Origin of the sequence: Ligilactobacillus acidipiscis (assembly GCF_900116935.1) — a bacterium.
GTDB classification, from domain to species: Bacteria; Bacillota; Bacilli; order Lactobacillales; family Lactobacillaceae; genus Ligilactobacillus; species Ligilactobacillus acidipiscis.
The window spans coordinates 726,123-746,440 of the sequence record NZ_LT630287.1; the positions used below are offsets into that span (position 1 = coordinate 726,123).

The window sequence follows — 20,318 nt, forward strand, 5'->3', positions numbered from 1 at the left end:
TTCTGTAATGAGGATAAAAGCAGGCACTTTGGGAAAAGATGATCTCCTAAAAGTGCCTGTTTTAATTGGATCATTAGCGTAACAGATAGCCGCCATCGACAGGGATCATGACTCCGTTCAAATAATCTGCTGCGTGGCTCGCGAGAAAAACGACTGTTCCCATTAATTGTTCAGGTTGAGCCCACTGACCAGCGGGAATATGATCGATGATCTCTTTGTTTCGGACGGGATCTTCCTGCAATTTTTTCGTCATTGGGGTGTCCACGTATCCTGGTGCTATTCCGTTAACTTGAATATTTTCAGGAGCTAAAGCATCTGCATATGCTTTGGTCAGACCTAAGACAGCATGCTTACTGGATGTATAAGGAAAAATCCTTTTACCAGCCCGATATGATTGCATGGAACCGATGTTGATGATCTTTCCGCTCTGCTGCTTTAACATTACTTTTGCGGTTTCATGTGAAAGATAGTAAAGAGCATTAAGGTTGATATTGAGTACCGCTTGCCAATCCTCGTCTTTATAATCGACCAGGTCATTACGCAGTTGCAGTCCAGCGTTGTTAACTAGAATGTCGATCTTGCCGAATTCCTCTAAGCAAGCTTTTACAATATTTTTTGCTGCATTTTGAGCAGTGAGATCTTGCTGGAAAAAAGCTATTTTACCATTGCTTTCTTCGACTTTGACGTGGAGTTCATCCCAGCCCATGGTTGTCTTTGAAACGACAAAGACTGAGGCGTGGGCTGCGCTGAGTGCCAAACTGTAATATTTGCCGAGCCCGCTTGCTCCTCCGGTCACAAGTGCAACTTTTTTCTCGAGTGAAAATTGATTTAAAGAAAATTCTTTCATAATATATCAACCTTTCCAATGAGTTATATTCTTAGCATAACACTAAAAGTTCATTTCAAAAAAATATTAGCTAAAATGCTAACTATGAAATGCATTATCTTTGCGTCTGTTTGCAAATATGTTGTATGGTGATTTTAAGAAAATATTTGTTAGAAGGGGAGTCAGGTTTAATGCCAGAAAATGGTTATCAATATGATGTATTATATATCGGGGCTGGACATGGGGCCTTTGATGGTGCCGCTCCTTTGGCGGCTAAGGGCTACAAAGTAGGAGTGATCGAAGTTGATAAGATCGGCGGTACTTGTCCTAATCGCGGTTGTAATGCCAAGATCACTTTGGATGCGCCAGTCGAATTACTTCGTTTCCAAGAACGGATGCAAAAAGTTGTGAGTGGTGATCTGACCTTCAACTGGACTGAAAATGTGAAACATGAGCACGAAGTTATTGATGGGTTGCCTGACTTTATCAGTGGCTTACTGACAGACTCGGGTGTTGATATTATCAACGGTCACGGTAAATTAGTTGATGCGCATACTGTTGATGTTGATGGTACAGAAAAAACGGCGGACAAAATCGTTGTCGCTACGGGACAGCGCCCGCATCGTTTGGATATCCCAGGCACAGAATTAGCTAATGATAGTACTGATTTCATGGCGCTGACAGAACTGCCGCAAAATATTACGATCATCGGCAGCGGTTATATCAGCATGGAATTTGCAACGATCGCAAATGCTGCTGGGTCAGATGTTACTGTTTTGATGCATAAAGACAAGGCTTTACGTTCATTCAATCAATCGTACGTTGAACATGTTATTGAAGACCTGCAAAAACGTGGCGTAAAATTTGTTAAAAATGCTAATGTGACTGAGTTTGCTAAAAACGGCCTTCAATACACAGTTAGCTACGGTGCTGGTCAGACATTGGAAACAGACTGGATCTTAGATGCTTCAGGGCGGATCCCGAATGTTGAAGAGTTGGGGTTAGAAAAAGTTGGCGTTAAGTATAACGAACATGGTATTGAAGTCAATGATCACTTGCAAACCAGTGTTGATAATATCTATGCTTCCGGTGACGTTGTTGACAAGAAACAACCTAAGTTAACGCCAACAGCTATTTATGAAACGACTTACTTGATGAAACTCTTCAGTAAAGAAACCAATGATCCGCTTGTTTATCCTGCGATCCCTTCTGTAGTCTTTACTTCACCGCGGATTGCTCAGGTCGGTGTTATTCCAGATGCTGTTGCGGATGATAATAGTTATTCAGTTCAGGAAAATGATTTGTTAGCGGGTTGGTATCGGTTGGTAACTAATGAATCTTATGCCAAAAATACCATTGTTTATGATGCCAAACATAAGATCGTAGGTGCTTCAGAAGTTAGTGAAAGGGCTGATAATGCTGTCAATTCAATTTTGCCTGCAATTGAATTTGGCTGGGGAGAAGAGGAGCTTAGTCGGTTAGTTTATCTCTTCCCATCACTTGAATCTGATACTAAAGATTTATTATAAGAGGTAGACAAATAATCGAACGGAAGCCTTAGTATTTGATCAAATACTAAGGTTTTTTGTAGGTGCGCCCGGCATGGGCAGTAACTAGGCGGTGTAAGTCCGCTGTGAGCCGTAGTGGCCGGTATCACGAGTCGAAGACAAGGGTGTCTATCGTGAGGTAGAATCTGAAGGAAGTCCTAGACGAAACATCGAATCGATGAACAAGAAGTGGCTAAAAGGCTGGAAACGGTGGGATGAGGTTGCCTAACAAATCGAAGTCCCTGACCACTCGAAACCGTCACAGTAAAGCCAACGGTTTGATGCGAAAGCTACTGCTCTTGCCCGGGGAGGTCTGTCATGGTAGTTCTCTCAAGCTGGAAGTTATTTCTGGCAGGAACAGGCTCAATAGTAATGTTGAGTTGTCCATGACAGAAGTCAGCCGAGGCCATAGTAGCCAGTAATGGTGAAGGGCTGAACAACAATAATTTTGATTCATCCTGGAGGTGGAAACAATGCGACAATCGCAGAAAACAGAAAATAAAGCTGACTACCTGCGGAGGGTAACCCTGGAAGGGTCAGAGCAAACAGGAGCGCGTAGCGTTGTTTCTGGTGAAAAGAGAACTCAAAATGGCTTATTACGTGAGAAGGTCTTAGACCGGAATAATTTAAATCGGGCCTTTGTCCATGTCAAGCGTAATAAAGGGGCTGGAGGAATTGACGGCATGTCCGTTGAGGAACTTGGCCCATACTTGAAAGAGAATAACGTAAAACTAATCGAGGCCTTGCGAACCGAAAGCTATGAACTCCAACCTGTCAAACGAGTTGAGATTCCTAAGCCAGATGGTTCGAAACGTCAGTTAGGAATCCCAACGGTCGTTGACCGTGTGGTTCAACAGGCGTTACAACAGCAACTGTCTCCTATTTTTGAAAAAGTATTCTCAGATAATAGTTATGGTTTTCGCCCACACCGCAGTGCACAAAGTGCTGTGAAAAAGGTGGTTGCTTATTATAATCAGGGTTATCACTACGTGGTCGACCTTGATTTAAAGTCATATTTTGACAATGTGAACCATGATTTACTAGGGTCCGTCTGAAAACTACTTAAGTAAGATGCAAATTGAGGCAATGTAGACCGTAGCCAGATAAACATGAGCGAGCTTATCATAACGCGTTGCAATCCTACGAAAGTTCTTCAACTGATTGAAGAAGTTCTCAATCAAATGGCGCTCACAATAAACGTGGTAATCACAGGTCCACTTGTCTTTGGTATTTTCCTTTGGCGGAATGGTATAGACGCCTGCTTTATCTTCAATATACTGGCGAAGTTTCGCGGTGCCATAGGCTTTATCCGCGATAATATTTGATTGAGAAATATCGAAGCCTTCCAGCAACTCACTGGCAACTTGGCTATCATGTACTTGACCACCTGTTAGGCGAAAACCCAAGGGATTCCCTAATCCGTCAACGAGTGCGTGAATCTTGGTCGTTCGGCCACCTCGACTTAGTCCAATAGCTTGATTTTCGACCATACATTCGGCGTTTTTTTTGCCCCAGTGGCCTTTTGATGCGCTCGAACGATCGTTGAATCTAAGCTCAAGTTTTCCATGTCGGGATCGTCAATCAATTCGAGAAAAACCTGTTCGAACAAGCCTGAACTTACCCAGGCTCGGAAGCGACTATACACCGTTTTCCAAGAGCCATAGCGTTCAGGTAGATCACGCCAAGGAGCCCCGCTGCGCATGAGCCAGAGGATAGCGTTGAGGGCGGTACGGTTGTCTAGGCTTGATGGACGGCCAGTCCGGTATGGCGGGAAGTATCCTTTGATTCGGTCCCACTGAGCATCTTCCAGTTCGTATCGTTTAGGTGTTGTCATCGGAATTCCTCGATTCGTTTTTCCTCAGATTATACCTGAATTTTTAGTTTTCAGACAGTCCCTAATTAAATTTGTTGAAAATTACATTAGTGAGCCATGGGTCTTGCATTTGATTCGTAAGTTCTTGACGAGTGGTGTTATGAATGGTCGATTTTTCGAGAAGTCCGCTAAAGGTACACCGCAAGGTGGCAATATTTCACCATTACTAGCAAATATTTATCTGAACGAGCTGGACAAAGAATTGACCAGAAGAGGACATAAATTTGTACGCTATGCGGATGACTGTAATATCTATGTTAAAAGTAAGCGTGCGGGTGAACGGGTTCTCAAAAGCATCACCCAGTTTTTAGAAAAGGAACTCAAAGTTGAAGTGAATGCAGAAAAGACGCAAGTCGGTTCTCCACTAAGACTGAAGTTTCTAGGTTTTTCTCTGGGTGTGGGACGCAATAGCGCCTACCCGCGTCCTCATCAAAAACCTAAACAGAGAATTAAACAGGAATTGACAAGAATCACCAAGAGAAGCCGAGGCGTCAGCCTTGATAGGATTCTGCATGAAATTAAGCAGAAAATGCAGGGCTGGATCCAATATTATTCCATTGGGAAGATGAAAATCTTTCTCCAACAACTAGACAAATGGTTGCGCTCGCGCATCCGCCAGTATATCTGGAAACAGTGGAAGAATATCGGAACCCGTTATAAAGCATTGATTAAACTAGGCTTGACACCCAAACAGGCGAAAATCTACGTCAATACTCGTAAGGGATACTGGCGCAACGCGCACAGTAAAACACTGTTGATGACCATAACTAATAAAAGACTGGCACAGCGTGGGCTAATAAATCTGTCCAAACTGTACCAGTCTATTCAAGCAAAAGCTTAAGTTGTTGAACCGCCGTATACGGTTCCGTACGTACGGTGGTGTGGGAGGTCGATAGTGTGAACTATCTCCTACCCGATTAGAAGCTTTAAATATTTAGGTGTGTAAGCGCTTTTAATAAATACCGATATTTGGTATAAATAGTGAGAATGGCAAAAAATTTATGGCCTGTATAGTAAGCATGCAAAGAAGCAAAGGAATAGCTGAATTTTAAATCTTACGTGTGGTGCTAGTGCGTAACAAGCAAATATTTAGCGAAAAATTTTACAAAAAAGCTCCATAATAATTAGACTTTTAAGTGATCAAACAAAAAAGAGTATAACCATATTGGACTACTTAAAATTTAAACAAAGGCGACATGATTACAAGTCGATTTAGAACAACTAAGGGAAATTTGTGGGGACCTTTGCCATCAATATTGTCCTTCTCTTATTTACAGTCGGCGCAATGTTGAACACACACAAGTTTCTGACATTCAGATTTTAGCTTTACTTTGCCTACAAATTACGACCAACATGCAATCACAACGTAATTTTTTTTCATGGACTAAGCTGTTTATCCCGAATCAGGTTACCTTTGACCGCACCCGCTTTAATCGACTGGCACAGCAACTTTTTCCCGTTATTATGGCGCTGTGTCATGGTTTAAAACAAGAGTATGCACAGACTGGGCAAATTGAAATCATGGATAGTTTGGCTAATGCCTTGTGTCAAAAAGGTTAGAAATAACCGTGTCAACCACTGGCGATATTTTAAACTACGATCTAACACTGGCTTTGGTTCATGATACTCAAGCCGCGTCAACTTTAATTGCCCCTTGTCCTTGCCTTTTGTTTTAGGTGATGTAGGCGATGCTGGTCAAAGTCTAAAAAAAGAATTTACTCAGTTAGGGTATGGTCTCTGGGCTCTATATCATTCCAACATAACAGTCGCACTTTAAAGAAATTGCATCGCACCATTGAAGCACGTTTTTCAATTTTGGTAGACAATTATGGCATTAAACGCAACTTAACTCGCTCGTTGATAGGTTTTTGGCTAAAAATTGAATTAACCGTTTTTGTTTACAATTTAGGTTTTTTAATTTTTGGTGAAGATGAAATTATTACGAACTAGTACCATGCGTTTTAAATCTTATACAATATTAAATTACTTAGGTAATTGGTTTTTTGATCCTTTCGGTGTATAGTAGTATTGATTGAGTTTATAAAATTTTGTTAAGGAGGGGTTGTGAATGGATATTCTGAGTTTGGCACGTTTCCAATTTGGTATGACAACGATTTTTCATTTTTTCTTCGTACCTTTTTCAATTGGTACAGGGCTTGTAGTTGCTATTATGGAAACAATGTGGGTTCGTACTAAAGATAAGATGTACTTACGCATGACTAAGTTTTGGGGTAATATCTTCTTGCTTAGTTTTGCAGTTGGTGTTGTCACAGGTATCATTCAAGAATTCCAGTTCGGAATGAACTGGTCCGATTATTCTCGTTTTATGGGCGATATTTTCGGCGCACCACTTGCTATTGAAGCTTTGTTAGCTTTCTTTATGGAATCGACTTTTTTGGGTTTGTGGATCTTCACCTGGAAGATGGTCAAACCCTGGCTGCACGTAACATTCATGTGGTTAGTAACTATTGCTTCAATGTTGTCAGCTTTCTGGATCATTACTGCTAATGCCTTTATGCAGCACCCAACTGGGTATGCGATCAAGGGTGGACGTGCTGTGATGACTAGTTTTCCTAAGTTGATTGCTAATTCTCAGGCATGGTATGAATTTGGTCATGTTATTGCTGGTGCGATCGCCATGGGCGGCTTTTTAATTGCCGGAATGTCTGCCTTTAAACTTTTGAATGACAAGTTAAAGGAAAAGGAATTTTTCAAACGTTCTTTAAAGTTAGGTTTAGTGATCGGTCTTATTGGTTCGATCGCAGTTTTTGCTGCTGGTGACCAACAAATGAAGGCTTTGATCGAGGACCAACCGATGAAGTTTGCCGCTACTGAGGGTGAAAAGGAGAATACTCCTGATCCTGCACCTTGGAAACTAGTGGACTTTATGGATACTAAGACCCATAAAGATAAATTTAGTATTAAAATCCCGTATATGTTAAGTATTTTGTCGTATCATAAACCGTCCGGTTCAATTCAAGGAATGGACGAAGCTAATAAAGAATTACAAGCTAAGTATGGGGATGAAAATAATTATTATCCACCGGTCAATACTTTGTTCTGGTCTTTCCATATTATGGCACTTTTTGGTATGGCAATGCTTGGTGTGGCTGTTTTGGGTCTGTTCTTTGCACGTAAAAAGAGTCAACTTTTATTTAGACAAAAGTGGATGCTTTGGATCGTTGGATTATTTACCTTTGTTCCATTTATGACTAATACTTCTGGTTGGCTCGTCACAGAATTTGGCCGCTATCCGTGGACTGTTTACGGTTTATTTACTATCAAAGACAGTGTTTCGCCTAACGTTTCAGTGGGTTCTTTATTGACATCAAATATTATTTATTTCTTGTTGTTCTCGACCTTGGGAGCTATTATGGTTGCTTTGGTCGTAAAAGAATTAAAGAAAGGACCAGAGGATGAAGATAGTGAATTGATCAATGCTCCTTTGAGTTCTGATAAAGAAGTCGATCCATTTAACAAGGAGGCGTTTGAATAATGACAACTTTGCAATTAGTGTGGTTTATTATTATCGGCGTCTTGTTTGCCGGTTTCTTCTTCTTGGAAGGTTTTGACTATGGTGTTGGGATGTCGGTTTTAACACTCGCTAAAGATGAAGATGAACGCGACCAAGTTATTGCTTCCATCGGACCTGTCTGGGATGGTAATGAAGTTTGGCTGATCACTGCTGGAGGCGCGATGTTTGCTTCATTTCCGTATTGGTATTCAGCTTTATTCTCAGGTTATTATCTCGTTTTGTTCATCATTTTGTTTGGGTTGATTATTCGTGGCGTTTCCTTTGAATTCCGTAGTCGGACTGACCCAAGTAAAAAAGGTATTTGGGATTGGACACTTGGTTTAGGCAGTTTCCTAGTGCCATTCATGTTTGGTATCATGTTTATCAGCATGGTTCAAGGGATGCCAATGGATTCTCGCGGCAATGTTTGGGCAGAATTTACCAACTATGTTAATCTTTTCTCTGTTGTCGGCGGAGTTGCATTGACTTTGTTGTCCTATCTGCATGGTTTGAATTATATCGGTCTTAAAACGGAATGGCCCTTACGTGATCGTGTCAAGAAATATGCCGAAGTCTTATATCCAATTTTGTATATTGGTTTGGTTGCTTTTGCAGTTTTAATGTACTTCAAGACTGACTTCTTCCAAGTTCATTTTGTAGGAACGCTAAGCTTATTGGCAGTGATCGTGTTATTGTCAGTCATTGCGCATATAGCAGTTATCAAGAATAATGAAGGACTGGCCTTTGCAACGAGCGGTTTGACTTTAGTCGCTTTGGTCGCTTTATTGTTCCAAGGATTATTCCCACGTTTGATGATCAGTTCAAATAATTCAAAATTTGATCTGTTGATCACTAATTCTTCGTCATCTCCTTATACTTTAAAGGTAATGACGATCGTAGTTTGCACATTTTTGCCAATTGTTTTGCTTTATATCGGTTGGACGTACTACATCTTCAGAAAACGTGTTACTGGTAAGAAAAGCAAAACTAAAAGTACCGGATATTAGTGAACAGTTAAGTTTATAAAGAGACGGTGAAAAAATAAATAATGTTAGACAAAAAGATAATGGAACTCCCAGGTGCTAAGGGAATAATATCCTTACTGATGCTGTTGACATTGATCCAGTCTGTTGCGATCATCGGTCAGACGATCATGATTTCACGTGCGATCGTGGGATTATGGAATGGACATCCATTGTCTGCACAAATAGCGTGGCTCGTATGGTTCGTAGTGCTGTACGCGCTGCGTCATTTGTGTATATACATAAAACAGCAGCGCTTGGATAAGTTTGCCAGTCAGCAGTCGCAAGAGATCAGAAATCAGTTACTAGATAAGATTTTTCGTGTTGGCCCTGAGATCACCCAAAAAGAAGGAACAGGTAATGTAACAACGATGGCCCTCGAAGGTATCGACCAGGTCGAGGATTACCTGAGCTTGAGTTTGTCTAAAATCATTAATATGATGATCATTCCATTTGTAGTAGTGATTGGGATCGCAATTTATGATTGGAAAGCAGCGGCATTTTTATTGGTAATTTTACCTGTTGATATCATTTTTATGATCGTTTTAGGTTATGCTGCGCAAGATAAGGCCAACAAACAATATGCTTCTTATCAGATCTTGTCAAATCATTTTGTTGATTCGCTGCGCGGGATCGATACTCTAAAATTCTTTGGTTTAAGTAAAAAATATGGGCAAAGCATTTTTAATACGAGTGAAAAGTATCGGAAAGCCACGATCGATACTCTGAAAATCGCGATCCTTTCAACTTTTGCGCTTGATTTCTTTACAACACTTTCTATTGCGGTCGTAGCGGTTTTTTTGGGATTGCATTTGATTTCCGGGCAGATCTTGCTATATCCTGCTTTAGTGATCTTAACTTTAAGCCCAGAGTATTTCTTGCCGATCCGTGATTTTTCCAATGATTATCATGCGACTTTGAATGGCAAAAATGCCTTTAGCGCTATCAGTAAAATTTTAGATTTTGATGAAAATGTTCCGGATGCTAAAACGTTGTCGCAATGGAATGAACATAGTCGTTTGGTGGTCGACAAAATGTCTTATTCATATGACCAGACCAGTCAAAGCAATCAATTTTCTTTTGAGATCACCGGATATCAAAACATTGGTGTAATCGGATTGAGCGGTTCTGGTAAATCGACCTTGATCAATCTTTTGAGTGGTTTTATTCAACCAGAATATGCTCAAATCGACTTGAATGGTGTTCAGATCGATTCATTCAAACAGCCTGACTGGCAAAAGCAAGTCATTTATATTCCGCAAGATCCGTACATTTTTCATGCTAGTTTGCACGATAACATCGTATTTTACCATCAAGAGGCTACCGCTAAGCAGGTCAACGAGGCCATTAAGGTTGTTGGACTAGAAAAATTAGTTTCTGAGTTGCCGAATGGTTTGAAGACAGTGATAGGTGAGGGAGCCAGAAGCTTGAGTGGAGGGCAGGCACAAAGAATTGCCTTGGCACGTGCTTTTCTAGACCAAAGTCGGAAAATAATTCTGTTTGATGAACCAACGGCTCACCTAGATATTGAAACTGAAGTTGAACTAAAAGAAAGAATGCTGCCTTTGATGAAAAATCATTTGGTAATTTTTGCAACGCACAGATTACACTGGATGAATGAGATGGATCAAATCTTGGTCCTTGACCATGGACAGATCGTTGAATCTGGCAGTTTGGCAGAATTGAAGCAGAAAAATGGTGCACTAGTTCATTTAAGACAAGCAATGGGGAGGATCTAAATGAAAATTTTTACGTTATTAAAAAATGATACTTGGATCAAGCCTTTCTTGTCCAAATATGTTAAGTCCATGATTTTAGCTTTGTTTTTAGGTTTCATGACATTCTTTTGCGGCGGAGCTTTGATGTTTAACTCAGGTTATTTGATCAGTAAATCTGCTTCTTTACCAGAGAATATATTGCTCGTCTATGTTCCAATTGTTTTGACGCGTGCTTTTGGGATCGGTCGCCCAGTTTTTCGCTATTTAGAAAGATTGACTAGCCATAATTGGGTTTTAAAATTAACTAGTGAATTACGTCTTAAATTGTACAATGTTTTGGAAAAAGACGCGGTTTTCTTTAAGGACAAACACCAAACAGGCGATATTTTAGGTGTCTTTTCTGATGACATCGATCATATTCAAAATCTATACTTACGCACGGTCTTTCCAACGATCGTTGGCTGGTTATTGTACATTGTGATCGTGATCGCTATGGGCTTTTTTTCCTGGTTTTTTGCTTTGATAATGCTCTTGTTATTGGGGGTCTTGACGATTTTGATGCCTTTGCTTTCAATGATCATTAACGGGGCCAAACAAGAAAAGCAAAAAGCAATTAAAAATACCCTGTATGGTGGTCTCACGGACAATGTTTTGGGTGTTTCAGACTGGATATTTAGTCAGCGTGGACAAGACTATGTTAAACAACATGATGATGAGGAGGGCAAGCTACGTGCGGTCAACCATCGGTTGTCTAATAATGAAAATTTACGCAACTTTTTAGTTCAGATTGTTGTGGCAGTCATTACGATTGCTGTTTTGTGTTGGACGGCTTTTCAGTTTCCAGGTGATCATGGCGGCGCGGCTAATTGGATCGCGGCTTTTGTTTTAGTGATCTTTCCTTTAGAAGATGCCTTCACCCAGATGCCAGGTGCGGCTCAGGAAACAAGTATCTATGACGATTCGTTAGCTCGGCTAAATAATTTATCAGCAGCAAAAGAAGAAGTTTTAGAAAATGAGCAGACAGAAACAGCGCAGCAAAAACTTGCTTCCAAAATTACAGAGCCGTTAAAAATTGAAGTTAGAAACTTGCGCTTTCATTATAGTGATGGTGAAAATAAAGATGTCCTAAAAGATATTGAGCTGTCGATTCCTCAGGGTGAAAAAATAGCGATCTTAGGACGGAGCGGTTCTGGTAAGACAACCTTGATCCATTTATTACGGGGCGACTTAAAACCGGTCAGCGGGCAAATCTTATTGAATGATATTCCAGTTTATGATTTGGGTGATGAGATCAGCCGCTTTGTTGGTGTGATCCACCAGGATCCATATCTGTTTCGGACTACAGTTCGTAATAATTTAAAAATTGGTAACGAGAATGCCACTGATGAAGAAGTGTGGGATGTTTTAGAACGGGTCGGGTTAACTGAAATGGTAATGCGTTTGCCACAACGACTTGATACACAAGTTGACGAAGCCGGGCATCGTTTTTCAGGTGGAGAGCGACACCGGATGGCTTTAGCGCGTATCTTGTTGCAAAAGGTACCAATTGTTATTTTAGACGAGCCTACCGTTAGCTTAGACCCTGTTACTGAACAAGAACTGATCGAAACATTTGTCAAAGAATTGACTGGTAAAACAATGATTTGGGTCACTCATCATTTACAAGGCCTGTCGTTGATGGACCAAGTGATTTTCATCGAAGATGGTGAATTAAAGCTCAATGGGAGCCCAGCTCAATTGGCAGATGAAAATTCATATTATCAGAAATTACTGCGGATCGATCGAGGAAATTTCTAAAAAAAGAGGGAATGGCTGCGCTGGCCATTCCCTAATTCTTGGTCGTGATTACGAAGCACGATTTAATAGTTTGATTGCAACAGTCTTGATTTGACGAGCTACTTTTTGATTGCTTAAAGAATCAATTTCTGCCAAAGCCAAGTCAGTATAACGTTTGGCTAGAGCTTGAGCATCTTTTACACCATCATATTTTGCGACTAATTTTGCAACTTCTTGGATCTCGGCTGGACTAATATCCTGCTTTTTATCCAGCAAGGGTTTAAATTCAGCTGGTGCTTTAGTAAATGCAAACAACAAAGGTGAAGAATAAACACCTTCAGCCACATCTTCTAAAACAGGTTTTTTTAAACTTTTGGTATTGCCGGTGTAGTCTAAAATATCGTCATAGATTTGAAAAGCGATCCCGATGTTTAAACCAATCTCACCGGCTAGAGTCTCAGTTTCCGGATCAGGTTGGGTGAAATGGATCCCTTCCATGCACGCCAATTTGAATAAAGCAGCCGTTTTACCCTTGATGTTTTCCAAATAATCAGCGATCGATTGAGTCTGCGAATACCTGAGATGCATTTGACTAAGTTCACCAACTAATAAGTTGTACATTGCTTTAGAATTGTAGCTCATGTATTTTGAACCGTTCATCGCTTCAGTCAACAAGCTGAAAAAGACGGTAAATAGCAGATCGCCTGCGTAGACAGCAACATCCTTACCATACTTTGATTGAATGGTGATCTTACCGCGTCTTAAAGGCGAATCATCAATGATATCGTCATGGATCAGGGTAGCCTTGTGCAGGATTTCAACTGAGGCTGCGATTTTGATCATCTTCTCGTCGCTATGTATTTTTTGTTCACCAAGTTGGCTAAATAGTAAAAATAGACCTGGGCGTAGTTGTTTGCCTTGGTCTTCTGCTAAAGATTTGAGTAGCTCTTCGACATTGGGATTATTTGTATGAAGCCTGTCGTCGATCATTTTTTCGACGTGCTTAAGTTGTTTGTAAATTTGAGGAAATTTATTCCATAATGTAAACATGTTCGTAGTCCTTCCTGCCCCTAATTAGTAAACGAGTATATACACTATATTAAACCATATTTTTGGAAGATGTGAAAAACATTTAATTGATATTTTGTATGTTTTGCTAGGGTCCGTCTGAAAACTACTTAAGTAAGATGCAAATTGAGGCAATGTAGACCGTAGCCAGATAAACATGAGCGAGCTTATCATAACGCGTTGCAATCCTACGAAAGTTCTTCAACTGATTGAAGAAGTTCTCAATCAAATGGCGCTCACAATAAACGTGGTAATCACAGGTCCACTTGTCTTTGGTATTTTCCTTTGGCGGAATGGTATAGACGCCTGCTTTATCTTCAATATACTGGCGAAGTTTCGCGGTGCCATAGGCTTTATCCGCGATAATATTTGATTGAGAAATATCGAAGCCTTCCAGCAACTCACTGGCAACTTGGCTATCATGTACTTGACCACCTGTTAGGCGAAAACCCAAGGGATTCCCTAATCCGTCAACGAGTGCGTGAATCTTGGTCGTTCGGCCACCTCGACTTAGTCCAATAGCTTGATTTTCGACCATACATTCGGCGTTTTTTTTGCCCCAGTGGCCTTTTGATGCGCTCGAACGATCGTTGAATCTAAGCTCAAGTTTTCCATGTCGGGATCGTCAATCAATTCGAGAAAAACCTGTTCGAACAAGCCTGAACTTACCCAGGCTCGGAAGCGACTATACACCGTTTTCCAAGAGCCATAGCGTTCAGGTAGATCACGCCAAGGAGCCCCGCTGCGCATGAGCCAGAGGATAGCGTTGAGGGCGGTACGGTTGTCTAGGCTTGATGGACGGCCAGTCCGGTATGGCGGGAAGTATCCTTTGATTCGGTCCCACTGAGCATCTTCCAGTTCGTATCGTTTAGGTGTTGTCATCGGAATTCCTCGATTCGTTTTTCCTCAGATTATACCTGAATTTTTAGTTTTCAGACAGTCCCTAGTAGAATATAAGTGGGATAGGTTGTTGACAACTTTTTTTACAAATTTGACGCCATAAACTTTTATCTTTAGATGAAAATTGTTTGTTCTACGCTAAATAAGAAGCGAGTTTACTTGTTTATTTTTTTTAGTACAGTCGATCACAGTAAGTTATCAGAGAAAAACTTCAGCATAGAAAGCCGTTTGTTAGTGCGTGCCCTTTATCCGAGTTTCTACGCTCTGTTATTGAAAGGAGGTGTTATTTTGCCTATTTCTGTTTTTTTGGAATTAGTTGAGATCAAAGCTAAAACTGCTAGTGTTTTACCTTTTATTTTAGGTGCATGTTATAGTTGGTACAATTTTCATTCTATCCATCCAGGATTGTTACTTGCTTTTTTTGTGTCAATGTTCCTGTTCAATATGGCAGTCGACATTTTGGATAACTATAATGACTACCATCATGCAGTTGACGAAAAAAATTATAAGCAAAATACTAACATTATTGGCCGAGAACACTTATCATTAAGGTTAGTATTTGGACTTATGATATCGATGATATTTGTTTCGGCAGCAATCGGCATTACCATAGCCTATGTTACCGGCTGGCCAGTATTAGTGATGGGTGTTCTTTGTTATTTGGTTGGGATCTTTTATTCATCTGGTCCAAGACCGTTATCCAGCTTACCATTAGGAGAACTATTTTCAGGTCCGACAATGGGATTCATGATCACTTTGTTGTGTGTATATATTAATACATACCAAGATTTTACATGGAATTGGCTTACTATTCTGGGCGTTATTCTGATTTCTTTGCCTGATACGCTATGGATCTCCAATCTCATGTTAGCTAATAATACATGTGATTTAGATGAAGATGAAAAAAATCAGCGTTATACTTTGTCTCATTACTTGGGAAAGAAGAATTCAGTCAGATTATTTGTTATAATGAACGTTATAGCAGTCCTCGTATTAGTATTGTCAGTGTTTGTCGGTATTGCTCCTTGGACAGTTTTATTGTCTTTGCTGGCATTACCTGTGATCATAAAAAATGTGCAGCTCTTTAGGGCAAAGCAAGTCAAAAAAGAGACTTTCCCCTGTGCCATTAAAATTCTTGCGGTGGGTTCGGTTGCACAAGCATTATCTTATCTAGTTTATATTATTTTTACACTATAAGGAGAGATTCAAATGAAAGAAATTGTTATTTTAGGTGGCGGGTACGCAGGCTTGCGCGCTTTGAAATTTTTGCAAGGAAGCAAAGGTGGCTTTCATATTACTTTGGTAGATCGTAACGACTACCACTATGAAGCAACTGATTTACATGAAGTTGCTGCAGGTACACAACCTGCTGAAAAAATCCTTTATCCAATCGAAGATGTTGTTGATCCAGATGTAACAACATTTGTTCAGGCTTCTGTTGAAAAGATCGATCGTGATAAACAAGAAGTTAGCTTAGATAACGGGGAAACACTTTCATATGATTATGTGATCGTTGCTTTAGGTTTCCGTTCAGAATCATTTGGTATTTCCGGAGTTGATGAAAACTCATTGCCAATGGTGGACGTTAAAACTGCGATCGCGGTCCATGACCATATCGTTTCACAAATGGAAGATTATAAAGAAACACACAACCCGGATGATTTGAAGATCGTTGTTTGTGGTGCCGGATTTACTGGTATCGAATTGTTGGGTGCTTTAAACGAAAACCGCGCATCATTTGCTGAGATTGCTGGTGTAGCTCCAGAACGGATCGAAATTTATGTAGTTGAAGCTGTTACTCGTTTGTTACCTATGATGCCTGAAGAATTGGCTGATTATGGTGTTGCTAAGCTTGAAAGTTGGGGTATTAAGTTCTTGACTGGTAAACCGATCAAAGCTATCAAACCTCAAACTGTTGTTTATCAAACAAATGCCGAAACAGGGGATACTGATGAATTAACTGCTAACACGATCATCTGGACAACAGGTGTTTCAGGCAGCAAGGTCATCGATGAATCTGGCTTCTCAGCAAGACGTGGTCGCATGATGGTCGACAGTGACCTTCGTGATCCAGAATACCGTAATGTATATTTGGTTGGTGACTGTTCAGCAGTGATGGATCCGGAATCAAACCGTCCATATCCAACAACAGCTCAGATCTCGTTAGTGATGGGTGAATTGGCTGCTAAGAATATCTTGGCGCAATTATCAGGCCGTGAAACTGGTGACTTTACTTATGATTCTCTTGGTACAGTTGCATCGATCGGTAATACGAGTGCCTTTGGTATCTTAGGAAATGGCAAGTCAGTTAAGGGCTATCTTGCATCTGCTTTAAAGAAGATCATCATGGACAAATCTTTGATGGAAACTGGCGGTTCAAAAGAACTCTTTGCTAAGGGTCGTTTTGATTTGTATCACTAGAATAAATTATTGCTAATAAGGGTGTTGTCTTGAAGTTTGGAGACAACACCCTTATTTGTTGATTCAAAATAGGGGAGAAATTGATAGATCTGTACTATACTTTTAGTTAAAATATCATAAAGGAGAGGGAGATAAAATGAAAGTATTGAGTTTACAGAAACTCAGTTCAGACGATGAAGAGTTACTCAAAAAAGCTGGGACAGTTGAATATTTATATGTGCCGGCTTCAGAAATAACTGAAGATACCTTGGATGGTGTAGATGTTATTTTGGGTTATGATAATAAAATAACTGATCTTTTAACCTCCAACGACTCTGTAAAGTGGGTCCAGGCATGGTCTGCCGGCGTTGATGAGTTACCGCAACAGCTTTTTAAAGAAAAGCACATCTCTTTGACTAACGCTTCCGGGGCAATGGTACCGGGTTTAGCAGAGCAGATCCTGGGTGAAATGATTACTTGGGATCGACATTTGCAACATGCTTTTGTTAGCCAGCAAAAACATACTTGGAATGAGTTGCAAATCTCACGTTACCAAGAATTAGCGGATAAGACATTGCTTTTGTTAGGAGTCGGGCATATTGGTCAACAAGTTGCTAAGTTAGCGGCGGCTTTTGGCATGCGTATTATTGGTGTCCGTCATAGCTCTAAACCAGCGATCAACATCGATCAGATTTATTCGATGGATCAGATGATGGATATTGCCGCTCAAGCTGATTTCGTCTTAAATACCTTACCCGTGACCGCTCAAACCAAGGACGTGATCGATGCAAAATTTTTTGCTCAAATGAAAAAGTCAGCGGTTTATATTAACTACGGTCGCGGGAAGACTAACAATGAAGATGATTTAATCGAAGCCTTACAAAATGAGCAAATTGCCGGTGCCATAATGGATGTGTTCAAGGAAGAGCCGCTGCCGTCATCCTCAACATTTTGGCAATTAGGGAATGTCTTGCTGACTCCTCATACTGGTGGTGACACAGCCTTGTACGATCATCGAGTGGTAGAGATTGCGGCACGCAATATTCGGCAAATGGCTGCTGACGAAATTGTGCCAGTGGAAAATGTCGTTGATCTGGGCCAAGGTTATTGATTGTTTAGTCCAGTTTAATTGTTTGATAAAGGGTTAAAAGAGAGGGTAGAATGATAATTCGAAAAGGTCATTTATAATTTTAGCCGAGTTTATCTTAACGATGTTTTCTGACAAATTTATGAGGAGGAATAAAGGTATGAAAATAATTTGGCACGGTCATTCGTTCATTGAAGTAAAAACCGCAGGTAAGCAAATTTTGATCGATCCATTTATCGATGGAAATCCCTTTACCAAGACAAAAGCTGCAGATTTTTCTCCAGACTATATTCTATTGACTCATGCGCATGGCGACCATGTTGGCAGTACCGAAGAAATTGCCAAACGGTGCGGTGCAAGTATTGTGGCGATGACTGATCTTGCTGGTTATTTTGCAGAAAAAGGCTTTAAAACCTACGGTCCTAATATTGGGGGTACGGAAAAGCTGGATTTTGGTGACGTTAAGATCATTCCTGCCTGGCATACGACAGCAACTCCCGTGAACGGGGTGAATTTGCCTTTAGGTGTGGCAACTGGTTTGGCCCTAAAGATCGAGGGCAAGTTGATTTACATTGCTGGCGATACGGGGCTCTTTTCTGATATGCAGTTAGTTGGTCGTAAACAACCTGTTGATGTGGCTTTCTTGCCGATCGGTGATCATTTTACGATGGGTGGCGACGATGCAGCCTATGCTGCTAAATTATTGCAGGCGAAGACAGTTGTTCCGGTTCACTACAACACATTTCCAACGATCAAAGCCGATCCGCAGGACTTTTTACAACTCTTGGATAAAGGCCAAGGTTATATTCCAGAAGTTGATCAGCCTTGGAGTTTGTAAAATAGTCCATAATTGTTGAAAAAAGAGACATCTAATTATTTATCTGGACGTAATTCTCATTAACTTATGTCCAGACGTTTTTTATCGGAAAATAGTAGTAGTGCGCTTTGTTATTTTAGTCGAGCTCCGCGAGCCAAGCGACTCCGCTTATCCAACTTAGCCATTACAGCGCAAAAGAACGTGCTATAACGCCTAAGTCCGATATGCTCGTCTCTTGAACGTCTCGCTGCGCTCTGTCATTTTAGTCGAGCTCCGAAACTCAGAAGGTTGTGCATAGCCAACTTTTATCCCACAATGCAAAAAACGCATTCTGACATAAAAGTCTGCTAGTGCGCGCCTTCTATCCGAGTTCCTGCGTTCTGTCATTAATCATACAAGGAAGTTATGTAATGGAAACTGAATCACATGAAAAACGGCCCCTATGGAAACAAAATTTATATGTTTTATGGTTTGGTGTGTTCATGACAGGTGTCGGAATGAGCGAAATCATGCCATTCTTGTCACTTTTTATTAACGAATTAGGCCATTTTTCAAAAAATCAACTTTCGGTCTATAGCGGCCTAGTCTACGCGGTGACTTTTTTGATCATGGCGATCGTTTCTCCACTCTGGGGCAAGCTCGCTGATCAGAAGGGACGTAAATTGATGCTGATCCGGGCTTCGTTTGGAATGGGAATCGTCTTTTTTTTGATGGGCTTTGTAACTAATGTTTGGGAACTCTTTGCTTTACGTGCGTTACAGGGTGCATTTGGCGGTTATGTTTCAAATTCAAATGCTTTAGTAGCAGCACAAACGCCCAGAGAGCATTCTGGGCATTCCTTAAGCATTTTAGTAACGGGTATTACTGCAGGTAACCTTTTGGGACCATTACTGGGCGGCTTTTTAGCTGATGTATTCTCGTATCGAATTTCTTTTCATATCACAGGTGTGATTATGCTGATAGTGTGCTTGCTGACGTATTTGTTGGTACATGAAAAACCTAGTGTCCAGACCCAGCCAAGCGGCAAACAAAAAGAATCACTGACTTTTAAAGATATTAGAAGTAATAAAGTCATCTTATTACTGATCACAACTACCATGGTGGTTCAAGTAGTAACAATGTCGATCAACCCGATCTTAAGTTTGTTTGTCAAGGAATTAACAACTCCAGGGCAGTCAGTCACAATGATGGCTGGTTTAGTTGCGGCGATGCCAGGGATCTCTACAGTACTTGCGGCACCATTTTTTGGCCGCTTGGGCGATAAGATCGGTACGCACAAATTACTAATATTTGGCTTTGTGTTTGCGATGATCGTGTTTGCTCTCACTTCATTTGTCAAAAATGTGTACATTTTGATGTTCTTCCGGTTGTTGACAGGTGTTTCAGATGCCGCAATTCTACCATCTGTCCAGACTTTACTGACGAAAAATACGGCACCAGAGAATACCAGTATTGTATTTTCATATAACCAGAGCTTCCAGTCTCTGGGTAATATGTTTGGTCCGCTGCTAGGTTCAGCGATCGCTACAATTTTTGATTACCGCCAGATCTTTTTATTCTGCAGTCTAATAATGGTGATCAATTTTGTTTCGTTTACTAGAAGCAAGCTGGCTAAAGCATACTGATCCCTTAATTGTTTTATACTACAGGGCAGGTGTAGTGACTTTTAAGAAATTATCACTTTTAAATTTAATGAACAATTGTGGAGTTGAAGATTTTCGTATTATTTAAATTTGGATTACAATAGAGAAGGTTCAAAGGTTAAAAAGG

Annotated in this window: 15 protein-coding genes and 2 pseudogenes; 13 read left to right on the forward strand and 4 right to left on the reverse strand. The window is 40.5% G+C overall.

Annotated features, from left to right (window positions below):
- Nucleotides 1–73: 73 nt before the first annotated feature.
- On the reverse strand, nt 74–847 hold the full coding sequence (locus BQ5903_RS03235) for an SDR family NAD(P)-dependent oxidoreductase (protein ID WP_010499191.1): 774 nt from the start codon (nt 845–847) through the stop codon (nt 74–76).
- A 170-nt stretch (nt 848–1,017) separates the two neighbouring features.
- Here BQ5903_RS03235 and BQ5903_RS03240 point away from each other — a divergent pair, with 170 nt between their 5' ends.
- A complete protein-coding gene (locus tag BQ5903_RS03240) occupies nt 1,018–2,355 on the forward strand; it encodes a dihydrolipoyl dehydrogenase family protein (RefSeq protein ID WP_079578830.1) in 1,338 nt (445 codons plus the stop codon).
- Nucleotides 2,356–2,846: 491 nt separating this feature from the next.
- Nucleotides 2,847–3,416 (forward strand): annotated as a pseudogene (locus tag BQ5903_RS03245) (reverse transcriptase domain-containing protein); the annotation flags it as partial.
- A 15-nt stretch (nt 3,417–3,431) separates the two neighbouring features.
- Here the strand turns inward: BQ5903_RS03245 and BQ5903_RS03250 are convergent.
- A protein-coding gene (locus tag BQ5903_RS03250; protein WP_086989537.1) for an IS5-like element ISLpl3 family transposase occupies nt 3,432–4,207 on the reverse strand; the annotation gives its coding sequence in 2 pieces (ribosomal slippage) (nt 3,432–3,883 and nt 3,883–4,207; 777 coding nt in all).
- Between the two features lie 61 nt (nt 4,208–4,268).
- Here BQ5903_RS03250 and BQ5903_RS03255 point away from each other — a divergent pair.
- The 6 genes and pseudogenes from BQ5903_RS03255 to cydC all read left to right on the forward strand — a co-directional run.
- A pseudogene (locus BQ5903_RS03255) lies at nt 4,269–5,087 on the forward strand (reverse transcriptase domain-containing protein); the annotation flags it as partial.
- A gap of 974 nt (nt 5,088–6,061) precedes the next feature.
- On the forward strand, nt 6,062–6,196 hold the full coding sequence (locus tag BQ5903_RS12560; RefSeq protein WP_407936222.1) for a hypothetical protein: 135 nt from the start codon (nt 6,062–6,064) through the stop codon (nt 6,194–6,196).
- A gap of 118 nt (nt 6,197–6,314) precedes the next feature.
- The gene (locus tag BQ5903_RS03265; RefSeq protein WP_079578836.1) at nt 6,315–7,742 is read left to right on the forward strand and encodes a cytochrome ubiquinol oxidase subunit I; all 1,428 of its coding nucleotides are present in this window, start codon (nt 6,315–6,317) and stop codon (nt 7,740–7,742) included.
- Nucleotides 7,742–8,767 (forward strand): cytochrome d ubiquinol oxidase subunit II, encoded by a 1,026-nt coding sequence (gene cydB / locus BQ5903_RS03270; protein ID WP_010499196.1) that lies wholly within the window; start codon nt 7,742–7,744, stop codon nt 8,765–8,767. The genes BQ5903_RS03265 and cydB overlap by 1 nt, the downstream gene beginning before the upstream one ends.
- Nucleotides 8,768–8,808: 41 nt before the next feature.
- Nucleotides 8,809–10,521, forward strand: coding sequence for a thiol reductant ABC exporter subunit CydD (gene cydD, locus BQ5903_RS03275; RefSeq protein WP_079578838.1), 1,713 nt, complete (start codon nt 8,809–8,811; stop codon nt 10,519–10,521).
- Nucleotides 10,522–12,297 carry a thiol reductant ABC exporter subunit CydC gene (gene cydC / locus BQ5903_RS03280; protein ID WP_079578840.1) on the forward strand — a complete coding sequence of 592 codons (1,776 nt, stop codon included), beginning with the start codon at nt 10,522–10,524 and terminating at the stop codon, nt 12,295–12,297.
- 48 nt (nt 12,298–12,345) lie between these two features.
- On the opposite strand, the gene BQ5903_RS03285 is transcribed toward cydC, so the two are convergent.
- Both BQ5903_RS03285 and BQ5903_RS03290 read right to left on the reverse strand, forming a co-directional pair.
- The gene (locus BQ5903_RS03285) at nt 12,346–13,326 is read right to left on the reverse strand and encodes a polyprenyl synthetase family protein (RefSeq protein ID WP_056971585.1); all 981 of its coding nucleotides are present in this window, start codon (nt 13,324–13,326) and stop codon (nt 12,346–12,348) included.
- Nucleotides 13,327–13,450: 124 nt separating this feature from the next.
- A protein-coding gene (locus BQ5903_RS03290; protein ID WP_086989537.1) for an IS5-like element ISLpl3 family transposase occupies nt 13,451–14,226 on the reverse strand; the annotation gives its coding sequence in 2 pieces (ribosomal slippage) (nt 13,451–13,902 and nt 13,902–14,226; 777 coding nt in all).
- Between the two features lie 306 nt (nt 14,227–14,532).
- Between BQ5903_RS03290 and BQ5903_RS03295 the strand changes: the two genes are divergently transcribed.
- The 5 genes from BQ5903_RS03295 to BQ5903_RS03315 all read left to right on the forward strand — a co-directional run bounded on the left by BQ5903_RS03295 (nt 14,533) and on the right by BQ5903_RS03315 (nt 20,173).
- Nucleotides 14,533–15,441: a prenyltransferase gene (locus tag BQ5903_RS03295; RefSeq protein ID WP_079578842.1), complete on the forward strand. Its 909-nt coding sequence runs from the start codon at nt 14,533–14,535 to the stop codon at nt 15,439–15,441.
- A 12-nt stretch (nt 15,442–15,453) separates the two neighbouring features.
- A complete protein-coding gene (locus BQ5903_RS03300) occupies nt 15,454–16,665 on the forward strand; it encodes an NAD(P)/FAD-dependent oxidoreductase (RefSeq protein WP_010499207.1) in 1,212 nt (403 codons plus the stop codon).
- A 136-nt stretch (nt 16,666–16,801) separates the two neighbouring features.
- Nucleotides 16,802–17,755 carry a D-2-hydroxyacid dehydrogenase gene (locus BQ5903_RS03305; protein WP_010499209.1) on the forward strand — a complete coding sequence of 318 codons (954 nt, stop codon included), beginning with the start codon at nt 16,802–16,804 and terminating at the stop codon, nt 17,753–17,755.
- Between the two features lie 136 nt (nt 17,756–17,891).
- Nucleotides 17,892–18,569: a metal-dependent hydrolase gene (locus tag BQ5903_RS03310; protein WP_010499211.1), complete on the forward strand. Its 678-nt coding sequence runs from the start codon at nt 17,892–17,894 to the stop codon at nt 18,567–18,569.
- A 389-nt stretch (nt 18,570–18,958) separates the two neighbouring features.
- Nucleotides 18,959–20,173 (forward strand): MFS transporter, encoded by a 1,215-nt coding sequence (locus BQ5903_RS03315; RefSeq protein WP_079578844.1) that lies wholly within the window; start codon nt 18,959–18,961, stop codon nt 20,171–20,173.
- Nucleotides 20,174–20,318: the final 145 nt, after the last annotated feature.

Excerpts from the sequence above, each read along its gene's own strand:
- BQ5903_RS03235 (WP_010499191.1), bottom strand. The coding sequence starts at position 847 with ATGAAAGAATTTTCTTTAAATCAATTTTCACTCGAGAAAAAAGTTGCA.
- BQ5903_RS03305 (WP_010499209.1), top strand. The coding sequence starts at position 16,802 with ATGAAAGTATTGAGTTTACAGAAACTCAGTTCAGACGATGAAGAGTTA.
- BQ5903_RS03315 (WP_079578844.1), top strand. The coding sequence starts at position 18,959 with ATGGAAACTGAATCACATGAAAAACGGCCCCTATGGAAACAAAATTTA.
- BQ5903_RS03300 (WP_010499207.1), top strand. The coding sequence starts at position 15,454 with ATGAAAGAAATTGTTATTTTAGGTGGCGGGTACGCAGGCTTGCGCGCT.
- BQ5903_RS03310 (WP_010499211.1), top strand. The coding sequence starts at position 17,892 with ATGAAAATAATTTGGCACGGTCATTCGTTCATTGAAGTAAAAACCGCA.
- cydC (WP_079578840.1), top strand. The coding sequence starts at position 10,522 with ATGAAAATTTTTACGTTATTAAAAAATGATACTTGGATCAAGCCTTTC.
- cydD (WP_079578838.1), top strand. The coding sequence starts at position 8,809 with ATGTTAGACAAAAAGATAATGGAACTCCCAGGTGCTAAGGGAATAATA.
- cydB (WP_010499196.1), top strand. The coding sequence starts at position 7,742 with ATGACAACTTTGCAATTAGTGTGGTTTATTATTATCGGCGTCTTGTTT.
- BQ5903_RS03240 (WP_079578830.1), top strand. The coding sequence starts at position 1,018 with ATGCCAGAAAATGGTTATCAATATGATGTATTATATATCGGGGCTGGA.
- BQ5903_RS03285 (WP_056971585.1), bottom strand. The coding sequence starts at position 13,326 with ATGTTTACATTATGGAATAAATTTCCTCAAATTTACAAACAACTTAAG.
- BQ5903_RS03265 (WP_079578836.1), top strand. The coding sequence starts at position 6,315 with ATGGATATTCTGAGTTTGGCACGTTTCCAATTTGGTATGACAACGATT.